Source organism: Streptomyces sp. NPDC046876 (genome assembly GCF_040645035.1).
GTDB lineage: Bacteria > Actinomycetota > Actinomycetes > Streptomycetales > Streptomycetaceae > Streptomyces.
Map to the genome: position 1 here is coordinate 107,078 of NZ_JBEYXK010000012.1, position 20,207 is coordinate 127,284.

Genomic DNA, 20,207 nt, shown 5'->3' on the forward strand with positions numbered 1-20,207 from the left:
ACAGGGGCGCCCCCGAGCCGGAAGGCTGCGGGGGCGCCCCTGTCCGTACCGGTGGGTGCGTACCGGCGGTGAGGTCAGATGCGCACCTGGACGGCGCGGGCCGCCCGGTCGTGCAGGCCGCGCCCGTCGCGGTCCCAGACCAGCGCCGGAATGACCAGGGCCAGCAGCAGCGTGCGCAGCACGACCCGGCCGAGGCCGAGGCGGCCGCCGTTCTCCGAGACGACCCGCAGGCCCACGATGCGCTTTCCGGGGGTGAAGCCGACCGTGCCGAGGGTCAGGATGCTCAGGGCCACGAAGAGCGCCAGCGTCCAGTTGCCCGTCGCGGCCGCGTTGCCGCCGGTGATCAGCCCGTATGCGATCACCTGGCAGGCGATCCAGTCGATGGCGACACCGCCGAGGCGGCGCCCGAAGCGCGCCGCGGAGCCCGGGCCCTGCTGGGGCAGGCCGAGCCGCTGGCCCGGGTAGCCGAAGTCGACGCCCATGTCCTCGGCCGCCGCGCGGGGGCCGGAGAGCCACGATCCGATTGCTTGCCTGTTGTCCACCCGACCACCGTACCCGTGGTGCTCCGGGCCCCTCCCGCCGGACCCTGGTTAACTTGTGCGAAACAAATGGGTCATGCTTGGGAAATCCCGCCTGCTTATGGTCGGGTCAGCGTGCGGCACCGCACTGACGCACCAGGAGCTATACAGCCCGTCCCTCCCCCGGGATCGGGATTAGGAGGAGTTGGATGTTCCAGAACGCCGACGAGATCAAGAAGTACATCGCGGACAACGACGTCAAGTTCGTCGACGTCCGGTTCTGCGACCTGCCCGGTGTGATGCAGCACTTCACCATCCCGGCGAAGGCGTTCGACCCGGCGGAGGAGCTTGCCTTCGACGGCTCCTCGATCCGCGGCTTCCAGGCGATCCACGAGTCCGACATGGCGCTGCGTGCCGACATCAGCACCGCCCGCCTGGACCCGTTCCGCCGTGACAAGACGCTGAACGTCAACTTCTTCATCCACGACCCGATCACGGGCGAGGCCTACAGCCGCGACCCGCGCAACATCGCGAAGAAGGCCGAGGCGTACCTCGCCTCCACCGGCATCGCGGACACCGCGTTCTTCGGTCCCGAGGCCGAGTTCTACATCTTCGACAGCGTGCGCTTCGCGACCACCGCGAACGAGGGCTTCTACCACATCGACTCCGAGGCCGGCGCCTGGAACACCGGCTCCGAGGAGAACAACCGCGGCTACAAGGTCCGCTACAAGGGCGGTTACTTCCCGGTCGCCCCGGTCGACCACTTCGCCGACCTGCGCGCCGAGATCTCCCTCGAGCTGGACGCCCAGGGCCTGCAGGTCGAGCGCCAGCACCACGAGGTCGGCACCGGCGGCCAGGCCGAGATCAACTACAAGTTCAACACGCTGCTGGCCGCGGCCGACGACCTGATGCTCTTCAAGTACATCGTGAAGAACGTCGCCTGGCGCAACGGCAAGACCGCGACCTTCATGCCGAAGCCGATCTTCGGTGACAACGGCTCGGGCATGCACGTCCACCAGTCGCTGTGGCAGGGCGGCGAGCCGCTCTTCTACGACGAGGCCGGCTACGCGGGCCTGTCGGACACCGCCCGCTACTACATCGGCGGCATCCTCAAGCACGCCCCGTCGCTGCTCGCCTTCACCAACCCGACGGTGAACTCGTACCACCGCCTGGTGCCGGGCTTCGAGGCGCCGGTCAACATGGTGTACTCGCAGCGCAACCGCTCCGCCGCCATGCGCATCCCGATCACGGGCTCGAACCCGAAGGCCAAGCGCGTCGAGTTCCGCGCGCCGGACCCGTCCTCGAACCCGTACCTCGCCTTCTCGGCGCTGCTCCTCGCGGGCCTCGACGGCATCAAGAACAAGATCGAGCCGATGGAGCCGATCGACAAGGACCTCTACGAGCTCTCCCCGGACGAGCACGCGAACGTCCCGCAGGTCCCGACCAGCCTCGAGGACGTCCTCAAGGCCCTGGAGGAGGACCACGAGTACCTCCTCGCCGGCGGTGTCTTCACCCCGGACCTGATCGAGACCTGGATCGACTACAAGCGCACGCACGAGATCGCCCCGATCGCGCAGCGCCCGCACCCGCACGAGTTCGAGCTCTACTTCGACCTCTAAGCCTCCAGGGCTCCACGCCCCGGGCACCCCGTGTGAACAGCGGCCCCGCCCCTCTCCCCGGAGAGCGGCGGGGCCGCTGTGTCACGTCGGCGTGTCACTGCGCTTCGCCGGCGTCTTTTGTGATCTTGCTCCGGGGTGTGGCGGCAGCCGCTAGGTTCGGGGCATGGACGACCAGTGGAAGACGGTGGCCGCGCTCGCCGCGCGGTTCGACGCGCACGACCGCGAGCGCGGGATGCTGCACGAGGAGAGCATCACCCTCCAGATCCTGAAGATCGGCGAGGAGTTCGGGGAGGCCGCGCAGGCCGTGATCGGGGCCAAGGGCACCAACCCGCGCAAGGGAACCTCGCACACCTGGAGCGATGTGGAAGCCGAGGTCGCCGACGTCATCGTGACCGCGATGGTGGCCCTGTCCCGGATGCGGCCCGATGCGGCCGGGTACTTCGCCGAGCAGCTCAGGCTGAAGTCCGACCGGTTCCTGTGACCCTGCCGCCGACCAGCGCCATCCCGCCCGTCAGCTCGCGCAGGCAGCGTACGGCGAGCTCGGCCGGGGAACCGGGGCCGGAGCCCGGGGCGTCGGTGGTCGACCACAGCTCCAGGGCGATGCGGATCGCGTCCGTGGCGGCCGCCGCGAGGAGGCGGACCCCCAGCGGGTCGGCGTCCTGGCCGGCCAGCCGGGCGATCACCGGCACCAGGTGCTCCTCGGAGTCCTGGTTCACCCGGTACCAGACCGCGCGCAGCGCCGGATCGGTCGCGGCGGCGCGCAGCAGGCCGCGGGTGACCTCCAGGCCCTCCTCGATGTTGGCCTGCCCGTCGCTGAGCGAGCGGGTGACGGCCCGCTCCAGGGCCTCGGCCAGGGGCGTACCCGGGGCCTCCTCGGCGAGCAGGGCGCGCCAGGTGTCGCCGCCGGTGGCCAGGAGCGGGGCCACGGCCTCCTGCTTGTTGCGGAAGTAGCGGTAGAACGTGCGCAGGGCGACTCCGGCGCGGTGTGCGATGTCCTCGGCGGTGGTGCCGTCGGGGCCGTTCTCGGCGAACAGGGCGCACGCCGCGCGGGCGATGTCGAGCTGGGTGGCGGCCTTGCGGCGCTCGGTCAGCGACTGGGCTCCGGGGCCGGTGACGGGGGAGTACGGACGAGGGGATCTCACGGGTGAAGCGTACCCCGTACGGTGACGCGCATTGCATGCTTTGACGCTCTGGCAAAACGTGCCACAGCGACGGTACGCTCCTGCCATGAACCGTTACGAAGGACGCCGAGTCCTCATCACCGGCGGCGGCTCCGGCATCGGGCAGGCCACCGTCCACCGCATCCTGGCCGAGGGCGGCCGCGTCCACACCGTGGACGTCAGCGAAGCCGGCCTCAAGGCCACCGCCGACCAGGCCCTCGCCGACGGCCACGCGGACCGGCTGACCACCGCCCTGCTCGACATATCCGACGAGGCCGCCGTCCGCGCGGGCACCGCCGCCGCCGTCGAGCTGCTCGGCGGACTCGACGTGCTGGTCAACGCCGCGGGCATCCTGCGCTCCGCGCACACCCACGAGACCACCCTGGACCTCTGGAACAAGGTCATCCAGGTCAACCTGACCGGCACCTTCCTGATGATCCGCGAAGCGCTGCCCGCGCTGCTGGAGGGCGACCGCCCGGCCGTGGTGAACTTCAGCTCCACCTCGGCGTCGTTCGCGCACCCGTACATGTCCGCGTACGCGGCCAGCAAGGGCGGCATCCAGTCCATGACCCACGCCCTGGCCGCCGAGTACAGCAAGCAGGGGCTGCGCTTCGTCTGCGTCGCCCCCGGCTCCATCGAGAGCGGCATGACCACCGGCACCGGCCCCGGCCTGCCCGAGGACACCGACTGGAGCCTGTTCGCCAAGCTCGCCCCCGCCATCGGGCAGGGCTTCGCCGGCCCGCAGACCGTGGCCGGCGTCGTCGCCATGCTGGGCTCGGAGGACGGCGCCTTCATCACCGGTACGGAGATCCGCATCGACGGCGGCACGCACTACTGAGCCGCAGCGAACGGCGGTCGCGCCGCACCGGCCGCCTCAGGACCTGAAGCGCTCCCACAGCCGGGGGAAGCGCTCCGCGAGCACGGCTTCGTCCTCGAAGTCCAGCGGGGTGCCCTCCGGCTCCGCCGCCTGCGGCGCAATGCCCAGGTCCGGCGCGACCAGCCCGGTCAGCTGCTCGTACGCCTCGTCGGCCGCGTACCCGAGCTCCTCGCCGTCCCCGTCGATCTCCTCGTCGAACTCGTCGAGGAGCTCCGCCAGCCGGTCCGGATCGTGCACCGCGCCCTCGAAGACCTCCCGCCCCTGGCCGATCAGCCAGCAGCGGAAGTAGTCGAACGCGTCGTCGCTCGCCCCGTCGAGGAGCACCCAGGCAGCCCCCCACAGGTCCCACGTGTACGCCCGGTTGTAGCGGGCCTCGAAATGCCGGGCGAAGTCCAGGACGGAGTCCGGATCGAGCTGCGCGAGCCGCTCCACGAGCAGCTCGGCGTGCTCCTCGGGGTCGCCCTCGGCGGCCACCCGGGTGCTGTCGACGATCTCCCAGAACTCCGTCTCGTCCATCACGCGTTCCAGCATCAGGGGTCCGCCGACAGCCCGCCACCGCGAGAATCCGACAGTATGACCGGCCCGGAGCGGGGGCCGACGCGGCCCGGACATGCCGAAGGCGGCCCGCCCCCGAGGGGCGGGCCGCCTTCGTACACCGGCAGCCTTACAGGCCGTAGCGCTCGCGCGCCTCCTTCACCGAGGACGCCGGCACCTCGCCGCGGCGGGCCAGCTGGGCCAGGGCCGCGACCACGATGGACTGCGCGTCGACACCGAAGTGGCGGCGGGCGCCCTCACGGGTGTCGGAGAGGCCGAAGCCGTCCGTGCCCAGCGAGGTGTAGTCCTGCGGGACCCACTGGCTGATCTGGTCCGGGACCTGGCGCATCCAGTCGGACACCGCCAGGACCGGGCCCGGGGCGCCCTCCAGCACGCGGGTGACGTACGGGGTGCGCTCCTCGCCGCGCAGCAGCGCCTCGTCGCACTCCAGCGCCTCGCGGCGCAGCTCGCCCCACGAGGTGGCGGACCACACGTCGGCGGACACGTTCCACTCGGCGGCCAGCAGGCGCTGCGCCTCCAGCACCCAGTGGATCGCCGTGCCCGAGGCCATCAGCTGGATCTTCGGGGCGTCGGCAGCCGGGGCGGCGCCGTCGAGGTCGGCCGCGGTGTTGAAGCGGTACAGGCCCTTGACGATGCCTTCCTCGACACCCTCGGGCATGGCCGGCTGCGGCTTCGGCTCGTTGTAGACCGTCAGGTAGTAGAAGACGTCCTCCGGGTTCTCCCCGTACATCCGCTTCAGACCGTCCTTGACGATCACCGCGATCTCGTACGCGAAGGCCGGGTCGTAGTTGAGCGACGCCGGGTTGGTGGCGGCGATCAGGTGCGAGTGGCCGTCGGCGTGCTGCAGGCCCTCACCGGTCAGGGTGGTGCGGCCCGCGGTGGCGCCGACGATGAAGCCCTTGCCGAGCTGGTCGGCGAGCTGCCACATCTGGTCGCCCGTGCGCTGCCAGCCGAACATCGAGTAGAAGATGTAGAACGGGATCATCGTCTCGCCGTGCGTCGCGTACGACGTGGCGGCGGCGATGAAGTCGGCCATGGCGCCGGCCTCGGTGATCCCCTCGTTGAGGATCTGGCCGTCCTTGGCCTCCTTGTAGTACATCAGCTGGTCGCGGTCGACCGGCTCGTACGTCTGGCCCAGCGGCGAGTAGATGCCGGCCGAGGGGAACAGGGACTCCATACCGAAGGTACGGGCCTCGTCGGGGACGATCGGCACCCAGCGGCGGCCGGTCTCCTTGTCCCGCATCAGGTCCTTGACGAGGCGGACGAAGGCCATGGTGGTGGCCATCTCCTGCTTGCCGGAACCCTTGATCAGCGGGGCGAAGGACTTGTCGGCGGGCTGCGGCAGGGCCACGTGGTGCACGCGGCGGGCCGGGGCCGGGCCGCCGAGGGCCGCGCGGCGCTCCTGGAGGTAGCGGACCTCGGGGGAGTCGGCGCCCGGGTGGCCGTAGGGGACCACACCGCCCTCGAAGGCGCTGTCCGGGATCGGGAGTCCGAGCAGGTCGCGCATGCCCTTGAACTCGTCGATCGTCAGCTTCTTCATCTGGTGGTTCGCGTTCTTCGACTCGAACCCGGCACCCAGGGTGTAGCCCTTGACGGTCTGCGCCAGGATCACCGTCGGGGCGCCCTTGTGCTCCAGGGCGGCCTTGTACGCGGCGTACACCTTGCGGGGCTCGTGGCCGCCGCGGGAGGTGTGGAAGCACTCGGCGATCTTGGCGTCGGACAGCAGGGCGCCGAGGGCCACCAGGGCCGGGTCGCCGCCGAAGAAGTGCTGGCGGATGTAGGCCGCGTCGCGGGTCGCGTACGTCTGGAACTGCGCGTCCGGGGTCTCGCGCAGGCGGCGGACCAGGGCGCCCGTGGTGTCGAGCTGGAACAGCTCGTCCCAGGCGGAGCCCCACAGGGTCTTCACGACGTTCCAGCCGGCGCCGCGGAACTGGGCCTCCAGCTCCTGGACCACGCGGAAGTTGGCACGGACCGGACCGTCGAGGCGCTGCAGGTTGCAGTTGATGACGAAGGTCAGGTTGTCCAGGCGCTCGCGGGAGGCGAGGGCCAGGGCCGCCGTCGACTCGGGCTCGTCCATCTCGCCGTCGCCGAGGAAGGCCCACACGTGCGAGTTGGAGGTGTCCTTGATGCCGCGGTTCTCCAGGTAGCGGTTGAAGCGCGCCTGGTAGATCGCGGAGAGCGGGCCGAGGCCCATGGAGACCGTGGGGAACTCCCACAGCCACGGCAGGCGCCGCGGGTGCGGGTAGGACGGCAGGCCGTTGCCGCCGGACTCCTGGCGGAAGTTGTCGAGCTGCTGCTCGGAGATGCGGCCGTCGAGGAAGGCGCGGGCGTAGATGCCGGGGGAGGCGTGGCCCTGGATGTAGAGCTGGTCGCCGGAACCGTCGGCCTCCTTCCCGCGGAAGAAGTGCTGGAAGCCGGTCTCGTACAGCCAGGCGGCGGAGGCGAAGGTGGCGATGTGGCCGCCGACGCCGTACTTGGAGCCGCGGGTCACCATGGCGGCCGCGTTCCAGCGGTTCCACGCGGTGATGCGGGCCTCCATCTCCTCGTCACCGGGGAAGGCCGGCTCGGCGGAGGTGGGGATGGTGTTGACGTAGTCCGTCTCCAGCAGCTTCGGCAGGGCCAGGCCGGCGGCCTCGGCGTGCTGGAGGGTGCGGCGGAGCAGGTATTCGGCGCGGCGCGTACCGGCGGCCTTGGCGACGGCGTCGAGGGAGGCCGCCCATTCGGCGGTCTCCTCGGTGTCGCGGTCCGGGAGCTGGTCGAGCTCGCTCGGAAGCTTTGCTACGGGGTCGGACATCGGTGTGCGCCGCCTTCCGGACAATGGAGAGGTGGTGAAGAAGATCCCTGACGGGCAGGACAGGGTGGGCGGACCAGGTGGGGTCCGTCAGAGACTGTAAAACCCTGATCGATGATCGATCAAATGGTTGCGGCGAAGTTAAGGGACATCCACGAAAAGTCGGCACCGGGTGTCAGGTAAACAGACACTCGGTGCCGGGCAAATCGGGACAAAGGCGCCGCCGAGACGGCCCTGTGGCCCGCCTCACGCCCGCGGCGCGCACCCCAGAACATGCCGCTTCACCAGCACGCCGATATCTGGATCCTGGTTCCGGAAGGCCTCCACGAGCGCCGCGTGCTCCTCCGCGTACGACTTCTGTACGGTGCCCAGCCAGCGGATGGACAACGCCGTGAACACCTCGATGCCCAGGCTCTCCCAGGTGTGCAGCAGCACGCTGTTCCCGGCCGCCCGCACCATCTCCCGGTGGAAGCCGACCGTGTGCCGGACCTGCGCCGTGCCGTCCGCGCTCCGGTCCGCGTCCCACAGCGCCGCGACGTGCGGCTCCAGCGCCGAGCAGTCCGCCGCCAGCCGCGGCGCGGCCAGCTCGGCCGCGATCTGCTCCAGGCCGGCCCGGACCGGATAGATCTCCTCCAGGTCCGCCGCCGACAGGTTCCTCACCCGCACGCCCTTGTTCGGCGCCGACTCGATCAGCCGCAGCGTCTCCAGCTCGCGCAGCGCCTCGCGCACGGGCGTCTGGCTGACCTCGAGCTCGACGGCGATCCGCCGCTCGACGATCCGCTCACCGGGCTTCCAGCGCCCGCTGACGATCCCCTCCACGATGTGCTCGCGGATCTGCTCGCGCAGCGAGTGCACGACGGGTGGGGTGATCATCGGGGCTTCATCTCCTGTGGGGGCATGCACAGCGCACAGCTCTGATGCGTAGACAATACGGCGGAGTAGGCCGACGGGGTGCGTCCGTGCACGGGGCCGCCGGGTGAGGCTGGTTACAGCCGCTGCGGTCCGGTCAGGCGGGTCCGGTTTCGGCCGCGGCCAGGATTTCCTGGATGAGGGCCCCGAGGGCGGGGGCGTGGGCCGGCTGGCGCCCGATGAGCGCGGCGATCTCCCCGATGATCCGAGTGCGGGTGGAGGGGGTGGCCGGGGGCCAGGCGATGGGGTCGCGCCCGGGGGCGTCCGGCTTGCCGGCCAGGGCGTTCGCCAGTGCCAGGTGGGCGGTGCCGGTGAATTCGTCCTCGTGGGCGTGGAGCTCCAGGAGGCCGAGCGCGTACAGGATGTCGGGGTCAGTCTCCGGCGCGTCCATGGCCTGCCGGAGCCGTGCGTCCGCGGTGGCGCGGTCCTGCAGGTACTGGTAGGCGGCGGGAATTCCGTCTGCGCGGGCCAGGCTGAGCAGGGCGAAGTGCAGGGCGGCACCGGGTGCTTCGAAGTTTGCCGTGAGCAAACCGAAAGCCTGGTCGTGCAGCAGGGTTGCCGCGTGCTCGGTGAGGTGGCTGCGAGACTGCTCCCAGGTGGGTAGGGCCATCCAGGTGTGGAGCAGCTCTCCGGTGACATACCGGCGGAAAGCGTTGTCCGGGCCGACTGCATCCGCCTCCCGTGCGATCCGGAGGTGGACCGCGGCGTCCGGACTGAGCAGGGCGAGCTCCTCCAGGGCCGTCGCTGCCTGGGCGGACCGGAGCTCTTCGGCGTGCGCGTCCCAGAAGGCGCGACAGGCAGCCCAGGTGGGGCAGTTGATCCACTCGATCGCCAGGACGAGTACCCGTTCGGGGAGCGCCAGCCAGGAAGGGGGTTCGGTACCGGTGATCTCGCGCCAGAGGGTGGCGACCCGGGATGAGCTCGCCTCGTCGGCTCGGCCGTGTTCACGGAGGAGATACCGGGCGCGGGCCGTGATGGGATCGGGTGCCCCTGGCGTGGCACCCGATGCGAGCTGAATCAGGGTACGGATACCGGAGCCCGGATCCGTGTGGGCGATCTCGAGCTCCGCGCGCTGGACGGAGAGCTGGTAGGTCGCCTCCGGATGTCCGGCGAGGGCACGCTCCGCAACGGCGTAGGCCATCAGGGCGTCCTGCACCGGGGCCATGAGCGCGAGGTCCTCGAGAGTCAGGGCGAGCCCGGGCAGGTGGACGGTGGGGTCGTCCTGGGCCAGTGCGAGGTAGAGGTCCATGGCCTCGGCAAAAGTGGCTCGTGCGGCGTGAGTGTCTCCAGTTTGGGCTTGCTGGTTGGCGAGGTTGTTGAGAGAGACGGCGAGGTCGGGAAGGCGGGCGGCAGGATCGGCCCGAGCTTGGTCGCGACGCAGTCCGACGGCTTCCGTGATGGTGACGAGCGCGGTGTGGGCGTCTCCGGCCTCGGCTTGCCGGTTCGCGAGGTTGTTGAGTGCTCCGGCGAGGCGCGGGAGGTGAACGGCGGGTTGGGCCTGGGCGAGCACGCGGTAGAGGCGAACGGCTTCCGTGATGGTGGTGAGCGAGCTCTGGACCTCTCCGGCTTCGGCTTGGCGGAGGGTGAGGCTGTTGAGGGCTTGGGCTAAGTCCGGGAGGTAGGCGGCCGGTTCGGCCTGGGCGAGCACGCGGTAAAGGTCGACGGCTTCGGTGATGGTGGCCAGCGCGTCGTCCCGGTCTCCCGTCGCGGACTGGATGCTGGCGAGGCTCTCCAGGGACTTGGCGAGTTCGGGGAGGTGGGCGGCCGGTTGGGCCTGGGCGAGCACGCGGGAGAGGCCGACGGCTTCGGTGATGGTGGCCAGCGCGTCGTCCCGGTCTCCCGTCGCGGACTGGATGCTGGCGAGGTTTTCCAGGGACTTGGCGAGTTCGGGGAGGTGGGCGGCGGGGTTGTCCTGGGCGAGGGTGCGGAAGAGGTCGACGGCTTCGGTGATGGTGGCCAGCGCGCCGTTCCAATCACCCATCGCGGACTGGATGCTCGCGAGGTTGTTGAAGGACCCAGCCAGCCCAGGGAGGTAGGCGGCGGGGTTGCCTTGGGCGAGGATGCGGCGGATGGTGACGGCCTCGCTGATGGTGGCCAGCGCGTTCCGGCGGTCACCGTTCTCGGCCTGGGTGTTGGCGAGGTTGTTGAGGGACATGGCGAGGTCGTGGAGGTGGGCGGCGGGGTTGTCCCGGGCGAGGACGCGGAAGATGTCGACGGCTTCGGTGATGGTGGCCAGCGCGTCCCGGCGGTCACTGGTCTCGGATTGCCGGTTGGCGAGGTTGTTGAGGGACATGGCGAGGTCGTGGAGGTGGGCGGCGGGGTTGTCCTGGGCGAGGGTGCGGACGATGTCGACGGCTTCGGTGATGGTGGCCAGCGCGGCCCGGCGGTCACCGTTCTCGGCCTGGATGGCAGCGAGGTTGTTGAGGGACATGGCGAGTTCGGGGAGGTGGGCGGCGGGGTTGTCCTGGGCGAGGGTGCGGCGCATGGTGACGGCTTCGGTGATGGTGGCCAGCGCGGCCCGGCGGTCACCGTTCTCGGCCTGGATGGCAGCGAGGTTGTTGAGCGATACAGCGAGTTCGGGGAGGTGGGCGGCGGGGTTGTCCTGGGCGAGGGTGCGGTAGAGGGTGACGGCTTCGGTGGCGGTCGCCAGTGCGGCTGATCGGTCGCCTGTCTCGGCTTGGAAGGCGGCGAGGTTGCTGAGCGTGTCGGCAAGGCCAGCGGAATAGGCAGCGGGATTGTCCCGGGTCAGTGCGCGTCGGAGGGCGACCGTTTCGGTGGCAGTGGCCAATGCGGCCTGTCGGTTGCCGGTCTTCTGCTGAAGAGCCGCAAGGCTGTGGAGCGACATGGCGAAGTCGGCGACATACGCAGCCGGGTCACTCTCCGCGAGGGACCGGAACAGGTAACTGGCTTCCTCTGCCGGCGCAAGGGCTTCGACCTCCCTGCTGGCCGCCCACAGGGAATGCGAGACGCTCACGAGCGCCTCTGCGAGAACAGGGAGGAACACTTCCTCCCGAGCACGGACGAGTTCCCGGACAAGCGGGATTCCAGTGCCATTCACCATGGCCGCGTGTGCCGACAATTCCCGGCGCAGGTAGGGGTTTGCGTTCTCGATCACCGTCGTGTCAGCAGTCTGCCCACGGAGCAGGCTGACCAGGGCCCGCATCACGCGGTATGCCGGATCGGGCACCTCTGCCGTGTCCCGCAGGTGGCTGATGAACTCGCGGTGGTAGAGGCGGTAGACCGCCTGGGTGCCGTCGGTGTCCTCCACCACGTATCGGCCGTACGTGTTGAGGAGCCAGTCCACGTCCGCGGGGCCGTACGTAGCCCCGTCCCGGCTCAGGGCCGAGGCCGCCGCCTCCCAGACGCCGCGCGCCGGCATGCCGTTGCCGGCGCTCCAGGAGAGGGCGGCCAGGAGGTCCTGGGCCCGGACGTCCCTCAGGTCCTCAGAGAAGGCGGCGCTGATGGAGGAGGGGATGGCCTGAGCCCAGTCCTCCTCCGGGCCGGAGGAGGCGAAGCGTCTGAGGACGGAGTCGGTGGCCATTCTGGCGAAGAGGAAGCCGCCCGGGTGGAGGGCTGCCCTGGCGGTGATGAGGTCCGCCGCGGTTCCCGCGTCCTGCAGAGGCAGCGCCCCTGCCAGCAGGCGGCGTTGGCAGTACGCGCGGATGTCCTGCGTCGTGTCGGACTCGGCGTCCAGGTCCGAGGCCTGGGCGCGGACGTCCAGCAGGCGGCTCACCGCCCGGTCCAGGGGCTCCGCCGGGTCCTGGCTGGGGCGGAACGGGCGGTCGCGGGAGCCCAGCAGGACGCACGTCATGCGGCTCAGCGGTGCCAGGAGCTGCTCGACGATCGGGTGGGCCTGGTCGGGGGCCGCCTCGTCGAGGCCGTCCAGGACCAGGGCCGGCAGTCGGCGATCGGCGGTTTCGGGCCAGGCCTTCTCCACCGCGGCGATCAGAGCCGCAGGCGTCTCCGGGCGGGGGAGGTCCAGCCGGTCGGCGACGGCCTCGGCCAGCTGCTGGACCGTGAAGCCCCGCAGGTGGAGGGAGACGTCGATCGAGCCCTCGCCCGGGTCCGGGTCCTCGGGGGTGAGGGCTCCGTGCGCGGCGATGTCGGCGCGGTGCGTCGGGTCGGACAGGGTGGCGATGCGGCCCAGGACGGCGGACTTGCCGCTGCCCGCGCTGCCCGTGACGAGGAAGAGGCCCGGGCGGCGGGTCTCCAGCCATGCCGTGATCTCGCCCAGCACGCGGCGGCGGCCGCTGAAGAACCAGCCCTCGTCGGTCAGAGGAGCCCCGCGGCTCGCCTGGACCAGGTGCTCCACGAGCTCCGGCTCGGCCGCGGTCCTGCGCAGCGGGTTGTCGAACATCAGCCGGGGTTCGCCGAACATCGCCGGCACCGGGCGGTGGCCCACCTCCTGCGGCCACTGGGCCAGGACGGTGTTGATGACCGTGGCGCCGCTGACCTGCCCGTTCCTGCTGCTCCACTCGTGGCGGTACTCGTCCGTCCCCGGCCCCTCGCGCAGGACCCGGGTGAGCGTGTCCAGCAGGATGCCGGCGGCCTCCGCCTTCTCCTGGGGGCGGCTGCTCGCGAGCACCCCGAGCCAGGCCGACCGCCCGGGTGGGAGGTTCCGCCCCGATAGCTTGCCGAACGCCGTCTCCAGGGACTCCAGTACGCCCGCCCCCGCGTGGCAGGTGTCGATGAGAAGCAGCATCTGGTCCGCCTTGCTGCGCAGCGCCGCCTCGGTCAGCAAGTTGGCCGAATATGTCTCGTCCCCGTACGCGGGATCGTCCGTGTCGTGCACGACCAGGCGCAGGTCCTGCTCGTCGCGCACCCCGTGCCCGGACCACAGGATGACGGCGGGGCCGCGCCCCCCGGTCGCGTTCCAGTCCTTCGCCCAGTCCTTCACCGCGACGCGCAGGGCCGCCTGCCGCGGGTCCGGGAGCACGGTCGGGGCGAAGCCGCGGGCCTCCAGGAGGCTGCAGAGCTCCCGCATCTGGCCGGTGGCCCCGGTCAGGGTGCGGAACCTCGGGTTTTCATAGTGCTCGACGACGATCCCGAGGGCCGTGCCCCGGATCTCGGCCGTCATCCGCTCATTCACCGGCCCCTCCGACCAGGGACAGGGCCGTCACCGTCGTCTCCGGACGGTCCGTGACCCGTACGGCCAGGCGGTACGCGCCGGGGAGTGGGGACGGGAACGTCGCCGTGTAGCGGCCCTCGCCCAGGGGGCGCAGGGTGCGGGACAGCGGCTCCTCGCCGTCCGCCGGGCGGAGTTCCGCCGTGAGGTGGAGGGCGTCGTGGTCCTCGGTGTCGGCGGGGATCGTCACCGCCACCTCGTACGGGGCGCCGGGGTCGAGGAACGAGGGGGCCAGGACGCCCAGGGGGACCGCGTCTTCCTCCCCGTCCCGGTGGAACGGGCGGTCCTGGCCGAGGAGGCCCGCGAGGGCGTCGCGGACCCCCGGGTTGTTCTGGATGGCGCCGTGCTGCTCGCACGGGGTGTGGGACTCGTCCACCGCGTAGCCGGAGAGGTCGGCGTTGGCCGGGCGGGCCGCGAGGCGGGGCACCGTGCCGTCGCCGCGCTCGTCCGCGCCGTCGATCAGCCAGAGGGGGGTCAGGTCGGCCCCGGTGAGCCGCGCGGTGGTGTGCGTGGGCTGCCGGATGCCCGTGACCGCGTGGAGCGGGGTCGGGGCGGGGCGGTTCGCCGCCGTGCGCAGGTCCGCGTGGAAGGCGGCCGCGTCCGCGAGGAGGGCCGGGTCGACGCCCGGGAGCCCCGGCAGATCGCGGGCGTACGCCAGGCCCTGCGGGGTCTCCACGCACGCGTAGTCCGGGGCCAGCTGGTGCAGGGACGGGAGGCTGCGGGCGAAGGCCGTGAGGTCGATGCCGAGCGGGCCCCAGCCCTTGCGCAGGCCGTTCACCAGGTGGTCGAGGGCGGCGAGGGAGCCGCGGTGCGGGGTGCCCAGGGTGATCAGGCGTCGGGTGACCTCGTGGCCGCCGAGGCGCTCCACCCAGTGGCGGGCGATCAGGCCGCCCATGGAGTGGCAGAGGAGGACCACGCGGGCGTCCCGGCGCTCGGGGGCCGAGGCCTGCCAGCGGGGCAGTTCGCGGGCGAGGGTGGCGCCCAGGCGGTGCGCGTTGTAGCGGCAGGACAGGCGCCAGTCGTACGGGAACGGGAGCAGGTTCTCGCCGGGGGAGACGGTGAAGTTCCGCTCGAGCCAGGTCAGGAGGTCCGTGTAGCCGTCGACCGGCTGCCAGATGCCGGGGATGGCGTGCACGTCGGGCATCAGGCCGACGGGGACGATGCCGTCGCCGGGGTGGGCGTCGCCGAGGTCCTTCGGCAGGCGCAGGCGGTTCAGGGAGCCGCCGAGGGTGCGCAGGCCCCGCCACAGGGCGCCGCCCGACAGGTCCCAGACCGCCCGGCCGTCGGCGTCGGCCAGCCGGCTGCCCATGATGCCCGGCAGGACCACGACGAGATCCACCACCCGTGTCCGCGCCATTGCAAGCCCCCCGTCGGACGTTCCTCACTTCTGGACCGGCAGGGTAAGACGACGGCGCCCCCGCCCGGAGTGTTTTCCGGACAGGGGCGCCGTACGGGTGCTGCCAAGGGGCAGTACGTGTCTTACAGGCCGAGCTCGACGTCGAACTCGCCGGCCTCGAGGATCGCCTTGACGGTGGTGAGGTACCGGGCCGCGTCCGCGCCGTCCACCAGGCGGTGGTCGTAGGACAGGGTCAGGTACGTCATGTCGCGGACGCCGATGACGGTGCCCTCGGCGGTCTCGATGACGGCCGGGCGCTTGACCGTGGCACCGATGCCCAGGATGGCGACCTGGTTCGGCGGCACGATGACGGTGTCGAAGAGCGCACCGCGCGAGCCGGTGTTGCTGATGGTGAAGGTCGCGCCCGACAGCTCGTCCGGCGTGATCTTGTTGGAGCGGACCTTGCCGGCCAGGTCGGCGGTCGCCTTGGCGATGCCGGCCAGGTTGAGGTCGCCCGCACCCTTGATGACCGGGGTCATCAGGCCCTTCTCGGAGTCCACGGCGATGCCGATGTTCTCCGAGTCGAAGTAGGTGATGGTGCCCTCGTCCTCGTTGATCCGGGCGTTGACGACCGCGTGGGCCTTCAGCGCCTGGGCCGCGGCCTTGACGAAGAACGGCATCGGGGAGAGCTTGACGCCCTCGCGGGCCAGGAAGGAGCCCTTGGCCTGCTCGCGCAGCTTCATGATCTTGGTGATGTCCACCTCGATCACGGAGGACAGCTGGGCCTGCGAGTGCAGCGCCTTCATCATGTTGTCGCCGATGACCTTGCGCATGCGGGTCATCTTGACGGTCTGACCGCGCAGCTCGGACACCGCGGCCACGGGGGCCTTGGCGGCCGGAGCGGCAGCGGCGGCAGCCGGAGCCGGGGCGGCAGCGGCGGCCTTGGCGGCCTCGGCGGCGGCCAGGACGTCCTGCTTGCGGATACGGCCACCGACGCCGGTGCCCGTGACCGTGTTCAGGTTGACGCCGGACTCCTGGGCGAGCTTGCGCACCAGCGGGGTCACGTACGCGCCCTCGTCACCGGCGGAGACCGGGGCGGCGGGAGCGGCCGGAGCGGCGACCGGGGCAGCCGGGGCGACCGGGGCCGGAGCGGCCACGGGTGCGGCCGGGGCGGCCGGAGCCGGAGCGGCGACCGGGGCAGCCGGAGCCACCGGGGCCGGAGCAGCGGCAGCCGGAGCCGGAGCGGCCGGAGCCGGAGCCGGGGCAGCGGCGGCCGGAGCGGCCACCGGGGCGGCCGGAGCGGCAGCGGCGGGGGCGGCCGGAGCAGCGCCCGCGACGCCGATGACGGCCAGACGGGCGCCGACCTCGGCGGTCTCGTCCTCGCCGACCAGGATCTCGAGCAGCGTGCCGGAGACCGGCGCGGGGATCTCGGTGTCGACCTTGTCGGTGGAGACCTCGAGCAGCGGCTCGTCGGCCTCGACGGTCTCGCCGACCGACTTCAGCCAGCGGGTGACGGTGCCCTCGGTGACGGACTCGCCCAGGGCGGGCAGGACCACGTCGGTGCCGGACGCAGCCGGAGCGGCGGCGGGGGCAGCGGCCGGGGCCTCGGCGGCCGGGGCGGCAGCGGCCGGAGCCTCGGCCACGGGGGCCGGAGCGGCGGCGGGGGCCTCGGCGGCAGCCGGGGCGGGGGCCGCGGCCGGAGCGCCGGAGCCGTCGTCGATGACGGCGAGCTCGGCGCCGACCTCGACGGTCTCGTCCTCGGCGACCTTGATGGAGGCCAGGATGCCGGACACGGGGGAGGGGATCTCGGTGTCGACCTTGTCGGTCGAGACCTCGAGCAGCGGCTCGTCGGCCTCGACGCGCTCGCCCTCGGCCTTGAGCCAGCGGGTGACAGTGCCCTCGGTGACGCTCTCGCCGAGCGCCGGAAGGGTTACGGAAACCGCCATGGTTTCAGTTGCTCCTTACGAAAGTGCGGAAGTGGTCGTCGCGCCCGGGACGATCAGTCGTGGGAGTGCAGCGGCTTGCCGGCCAGGGCCAGGTGGGCCTCGCCGAGCGCCTCGTTCTGGGTCGGGTGCGCGTGGATGAGCTGCGCGACCTCGGCCGGCAGGGCCTCCCAGTTGTAGATCAGCTGGGCTTCGCCGACCTGCTCGCCCATCCGGTCACCGACCATGTGGACGCCGACCACGGCACCGTCCTTGACCTGGACGAGCTTGATCTCGCCCGCGGTCTTCAGGATCTTGCTCTTGCCGTTGCCCGCCAGGTTGTACTTCAGGGCCACGACCTTGTCCGCGCCGTAGATCTCCTTGGCCTTGGCCTCGGTGATGCCGACGGAAGCGACCTCGGGGTGGCAGTAGGTGACGCGCGGAACGCCGTCGTAGTCGATCGGGACGGTCTTCAGGCCCGCGAGGCGCTCCGCGACCAGGATGCCCTCCGCGAAGCCGACGTGCGCGAGCTGGAGGGTCGGGACGAGGTCGCCCACGGCCGAGATCGTCGGCACGTTGGTCTGCATGTACTCGTCGACCAGGACGTAGCCGCGGTCCATCGCGACGCCCTGCTCCTCGTAGCCCAGACCCTGGGAGACCGGGCCGCGGCCGATGGCGACCAGCAGCACCTCGGCCTCGAAGGTCTTGCCGTCCGCGAGGGAGACCCGCACACCGTTCTCGGTGTACTCGGCCTTCTCGAAGAAGGTGCCCAGGTTGAACTTGATGCCGCGCTTGCGGAACGCGCGCTCCAGCAGCTTGGAGCTGTTCTCGTCCTCGACCGGGACGAGGTGCTTGAGGCCCTCGATGACGGTGACGTCGGTGCCGAAGGACTTCCACGCCGAGGCGAACTCGACGCCGATGACGCCGCCGCCGAGGATGATCGCGGACTCGGGGACGCGGTCCAGGACCAGCGCGTGGTCCGAGGAGATGATGCGGTTGCCGTCGATGTTCAGGCCCGGCAGCGACTTCGGCACGGAGCCGGTCGCCAGCAGGACGTGGCGGCCCTGGATGCGCTGGCCGTTGACGTCGACGGAGGTCGGCGAGGAGAGGCGGCCCTCACCCTCGATGTACGTCACCTTGCGGGAGGCGACCAGGCCCTGGAGGCCCTTGTACAGGCCCGAGATGACCTCGTCCTTGTACTTCTGCACGCCCGCGATGTCGATGCCCTCGAACGAGGCCTTGACGCCGAACTGGGCGGCTTCGCGGGCCTGGTCCGCGATCTCGCCCGCGTGCAGCAGGGCCTTCGTGGGGATGCAGCCGTTGTGCAGGCAGGTGCCGCCGAGCTTGTTCTTCTCGATCAGGGCAACGTCCAGACCCAGCTGGGAAGCGCGCAGAGCCGCGGCGTAACCGCCACTGCCACCGCCGAGGATCACTAGGTCGAAAACGGTGCTGGCGTCGTTCGCCACGTCACGTCCTCCATGCATGTGCGCCGGGCACCGGTCCTCTGTGACCGGGCGGCGGCTGGTATTCGGCCGCTTGTTTCTTCGGCCCTGTGGTGGGGGCCCTGTCCTGCCGAGAACCCATCTTCGCATTTGTCGGGGGAACGCGGGACGCCGGGCCCGCACTGTGGCAGGTCGTTCTGCCCGAAGCCTGGGTTACCGAGGCGTAGAAACCTACGGATTTCGTTGCGCGTGCACCCCCGGACCACCCCCGGACCCGTCGGGCGGGCCTTTCGGGGGCCGGGGGTGCGTCGTGCGTCACACCGCTGCGCCGGGGGGCGCGCGGGGCGGTCGTACGGGACCTGCGTCAGCCGAGGTCGCCGGTGGCGGTGCGCTCGGCCAGCCGCACCAGGGTGCGCACGGCCGAGCCGGTGCCGCCCTTGGGGGTGTAGCCGTACGGGGCGCCCTCGTGGAAGGCGGGGCCCGCGATGTCGAGGTGGGCCCAGGTGATGCCCTCGCCGACGAACTCCTGCAGGAAGAGGCCGGCCACCAGGCCGCCGCCCATGCGCTCGCCCATGTTGGCGATGTCGGCGGTGGGGGAGTCCATGCCCTTGCGCAGGTCGGCGGGGAGCGGCATCGGCCAGGACGCCTCGCCGACCTCCTCGGCGATCTCGTGGATCGAGGTCCGGAAGGCGTCGTCGTTGGCCATGATGCCGAAGGTGCGGTTGCCCAGGGCGAGCACCATGGCGCCGGTCAGGGTGGCGACGTCGACGATCGCGTCCGGGTTCTCCTCCGAGGCCTTGGTCAGCGCGTCGCCCAGGACGAGGCGGCCCTCGGCGTCGGTGTTGAGGACCTCCACGGTCTTGCCGCTGTACATGCGCAGCACGTCGCCGGGGCGGGTGGCCGAGCCCGACGGCATGTTCTCGGCGAGCGCGAGCCAGCCGGTGACGTTGACGGCGAGGCCCAGGCGGGCGACCGCGACGACGGAGGCGAAGACGGCGGCGGCGCCGGACATGTCGCACTTCATCGTCTCGTTGTGGCCGGCCGGCTTCAGGGAGATGCCGCCCGAGTCGTAGGTGATGCCCTTGCCGACGAAGGCGAGGTGCTTCTCCGCCTCGGGGTGGGTGTACGAGATCTTCACCAGGCGCGGCGGGTTCTCGGAGCCCTTGCCGACGCCCATGATGCCGCCGTAGCCGCCCTTGACCAGCGCCTTCTCGTCCAGGACCTGGACCTTCAGGCCGTGCTCCTTGCCGGTCGCGGCGGCGACGGAGGCGAAGGCGGCGGGGGTGAGGTCGTTCGGCGGGGTGTTGATCAGGTCACGGGCCGTGTTCACCTCGGAGGCGACGACGACGGCCCGCTCGACCGCGGCCTTGTGCTCCTTGTCGCGCGGCTTGCCGCCGAGCAGGGCCACCTCGGCCAGCGGACGCTTGGGGCCGCCGTTCTTGGCGGCCGCGGCGGAGGCCTTCTTCTCGCCGCCTTGGTAGGTGGTGAAGGCGTACGCGCCGAGCAGCGCGCCCTCGGCGACGGCGGTGACGGCCGAGGCGTCCTCCAGGGGGAGGGCGAAGGCGGCCTTCTTGCTGCCGTGCAGCGCGCGGGCGGCGGCGCCGGCGGCGCGGCGCAGGGCTTCCTCGTCGAACGACTCGTCCTGCTCCGGGGCCGGGCCGAGGCCGACAGCCAGCACGACCGGGACCTTCAGGCCGGCCGGCGCCGGCAGCTTGGTGGTCTCGCCCTCGGCGCCGGAGGCGCCCAGCGCGTCGAGCACGGCGGCGAGCTTCCCGTCGAAGGCCGTGTCCACGGCCTCGGCGCCCGGGGCGACGACCGGGCCCTTCGGGCCCTTCGCCACGCCGACCACGAGGGCGTCGGCGCGCAGCGTCGCCGCGCCGGCAGTGCTGAGAGTCAGAGCAGTCACGGTGGTGAGGTCTCGCTTCCGTTTGTGTTGTGGGCCGAGTGGGTGGA

Annotated in this window: 13 protein-coding genes; 3 read left to right on the forward strand and 10 right to left on the reverse strand. The window is 71.4% G+C overall.

The genetic code is table 11. The features are described 5' to 3' along the window. Window positions 1-74: 74 nt before the first annotated feature. Window positions 75-542 (reverse strand): RDD family protein, encoded by a 468-nt coding sequence (locus tag ABZ924_RS10370; protein WP_361906612.1) that lies wholly within the window; start codon window positions 540-542, stop codon window positions 75-77. A gap of 185 nt (window positions 543-727) precedes the next feature. Here ABZ924_RS10370 and glnA point away from each other — a divergent pair, with 185 nt between their 5' ends. Both glnA and ABZ924_RS10380 read left to right on the forward strand, forming a co-directional pair. Then, window positions 728-2,137, forward strand: a complete 1,410-nt coding sequence (glnA, locus tag ABZ924_RS10375; protein WP_361906614.1) for a type I glutamate--ammonia ligase — start codon at window positions 728-730, stop codon at window positions 2,135-2,137. A 163-nt stretch (window positions 2,138-2,300) separates the two neighbouring features. Further along, on the forward strand, window positions 2,301-2,618 hold the full coding sequence (locus ABZ924_RS10380; protein WP_361906615.1) for a MazG-like family protein: 318 nt from the start codon (window positions 2,301-2,303) through the stop codon (window positions 2,616-2,618). Here ABZ924_RS10380 and ABZ924_RS10385 read toward each other — a convergent pair. Beyond that, entirely contained in the window at window positions 2,590-3,279 is a 690-nt protein-coding gene (locus ABZ924_RS10385) for a TetR family transcriptional regulator (protein ID WP_361906616.1), read from the reverse strand. The two genes, ABZ924_RS10380 and ABZ924_RS10385, sit on opposite strands and share 29 nt — an antisense overlap. 85 nt (window positions 3,280-3,364) lie before the next feature. Here ABZ924_RS10385 and ABZ924_RS10390 point away from each other — a divergent pair, with 85 nt between their 5' ends. Beyond that, window positions 3,365-4,135, forward strand: a complete 771-nt coding sequence (locus tag ABZ924_RS10390) for an SDR family oxidoreductase (RefSeq protein WP_361906618.1) — start codon at window positions 3,365-3,367, stop codon at window positions 4,133-4,135. Between the two features lie 36 nt (window positions 4,136-4,171). Here the strand turns inward: ABZ924_RS10390 and ABZ924_RS10395 are convergent, their stop codons facing one another. From ABZ924_RS10395 to ABZ924_RS10430, 8 genes are all read right to left on the reverse strand, one after another. Continuing rightward, window positions 4,172-4,690, reverse strand: a complete 519-nt coding sequence (locus ABZ924_RS10395; protein ID WP_361906653.1) for a DUF4240 domain-containing protein — start codon at window positions 4,688-4,690, stop codon at window positions 4,172-4,174. 148 nt (window positions 4,691-4,838) lie between these two features. Continuing rightward, a complete protein-coding gene (aceE, locus tag ABZ924_RS10400) occupies window positions 4,839-7,523 on the reverse strand; it encodes a pyruvate dehydrogenase (acetyl-transferring), homodimeric type (protein WP_361906620.1) in 2,685 nt (894 codons plus the stop codon). Window positions 7,524-7,766: 243 nt separating this feature from the next. Beyond that, window positions 7,767-8,390, reverse strand: coding sequence for a GntR family transcriptional regulator (locus ABZ924_RS10405; protein WP_361906655.1), 624 nt, complete (start codon window positions 8,388-8,390; stop codon window positions 7,767-7,769). Window positions 8,391-8,526: 136 nt separating this feature from the next. Then, window positions 8,527-13,518 (reverse strand): caspase family protein, encoded by a 4,992-nt coding sequence (locus ABZ924_RS10410; RefSeq protein WP_361906622.1) that lies wholly within the window; start codon window positions 13,516-13,518, stop codon window positions 8,527-8,529. After that, a complete protein-coding gene (locus ABZ924_RS10415; RefSeq protein WP_361906623.1) occupies window positions 13,511-14,911 on the reverse strand; it encodes a hypothetical protein in 1,401 nt (466 codons plus the stop codon). The genes ABZ924_RS10410 and ABZ924_RS10415 overlap by 8 nt, the downstream gene beginning before the upstream one ends. Before the next feature lie 122 nt (window positions 14,912-15,033). Further along, window positions 15,034-16,836 carry a 2-oxoglutarate dehydrogenase, E2 component, dihydrolipoamide succinyltransferase gene (gene sucB, locus ABZ924_RS10420; RefSeq protein WP_361906625.1) on the reverse strand — a complete coding sequence of 601 codons (1,803 nt, stop codon included), beginning with the start codon at window positions 16,834-16,836 and terminating at the stop codon, window positions 15,034-15,036. Window positions 16,837-16,889: 53 nt separating this feature from the next. Next, on the reverse strand, window positions 16,890-18,278 hold the full coding sequence (gene lpdA, locus ABZ924_RS10425) for a dihydrolipoyl dehydrogenase (protein ID WP_361906627.1): 1,389 nt from the start codon (window positions 18,276-18,278) through the stop codon (window positions 16,890-16,892). Window positions 18,279-18,618: 340 nt separating this feature from the next. Further along, window positions 18,619-20,160, reverse strand: coding sequence for a leucyl aminopeptidase (locus tag ABZ924_RS10430; RefSeq protein WP_361906629.1), 1,542 nt, complete (start codon window positions 20,158-20,160; stop codon window positions 18,619-18,621). Window positions 20,161-20,207: the final 47 nt, after the last annotated feature.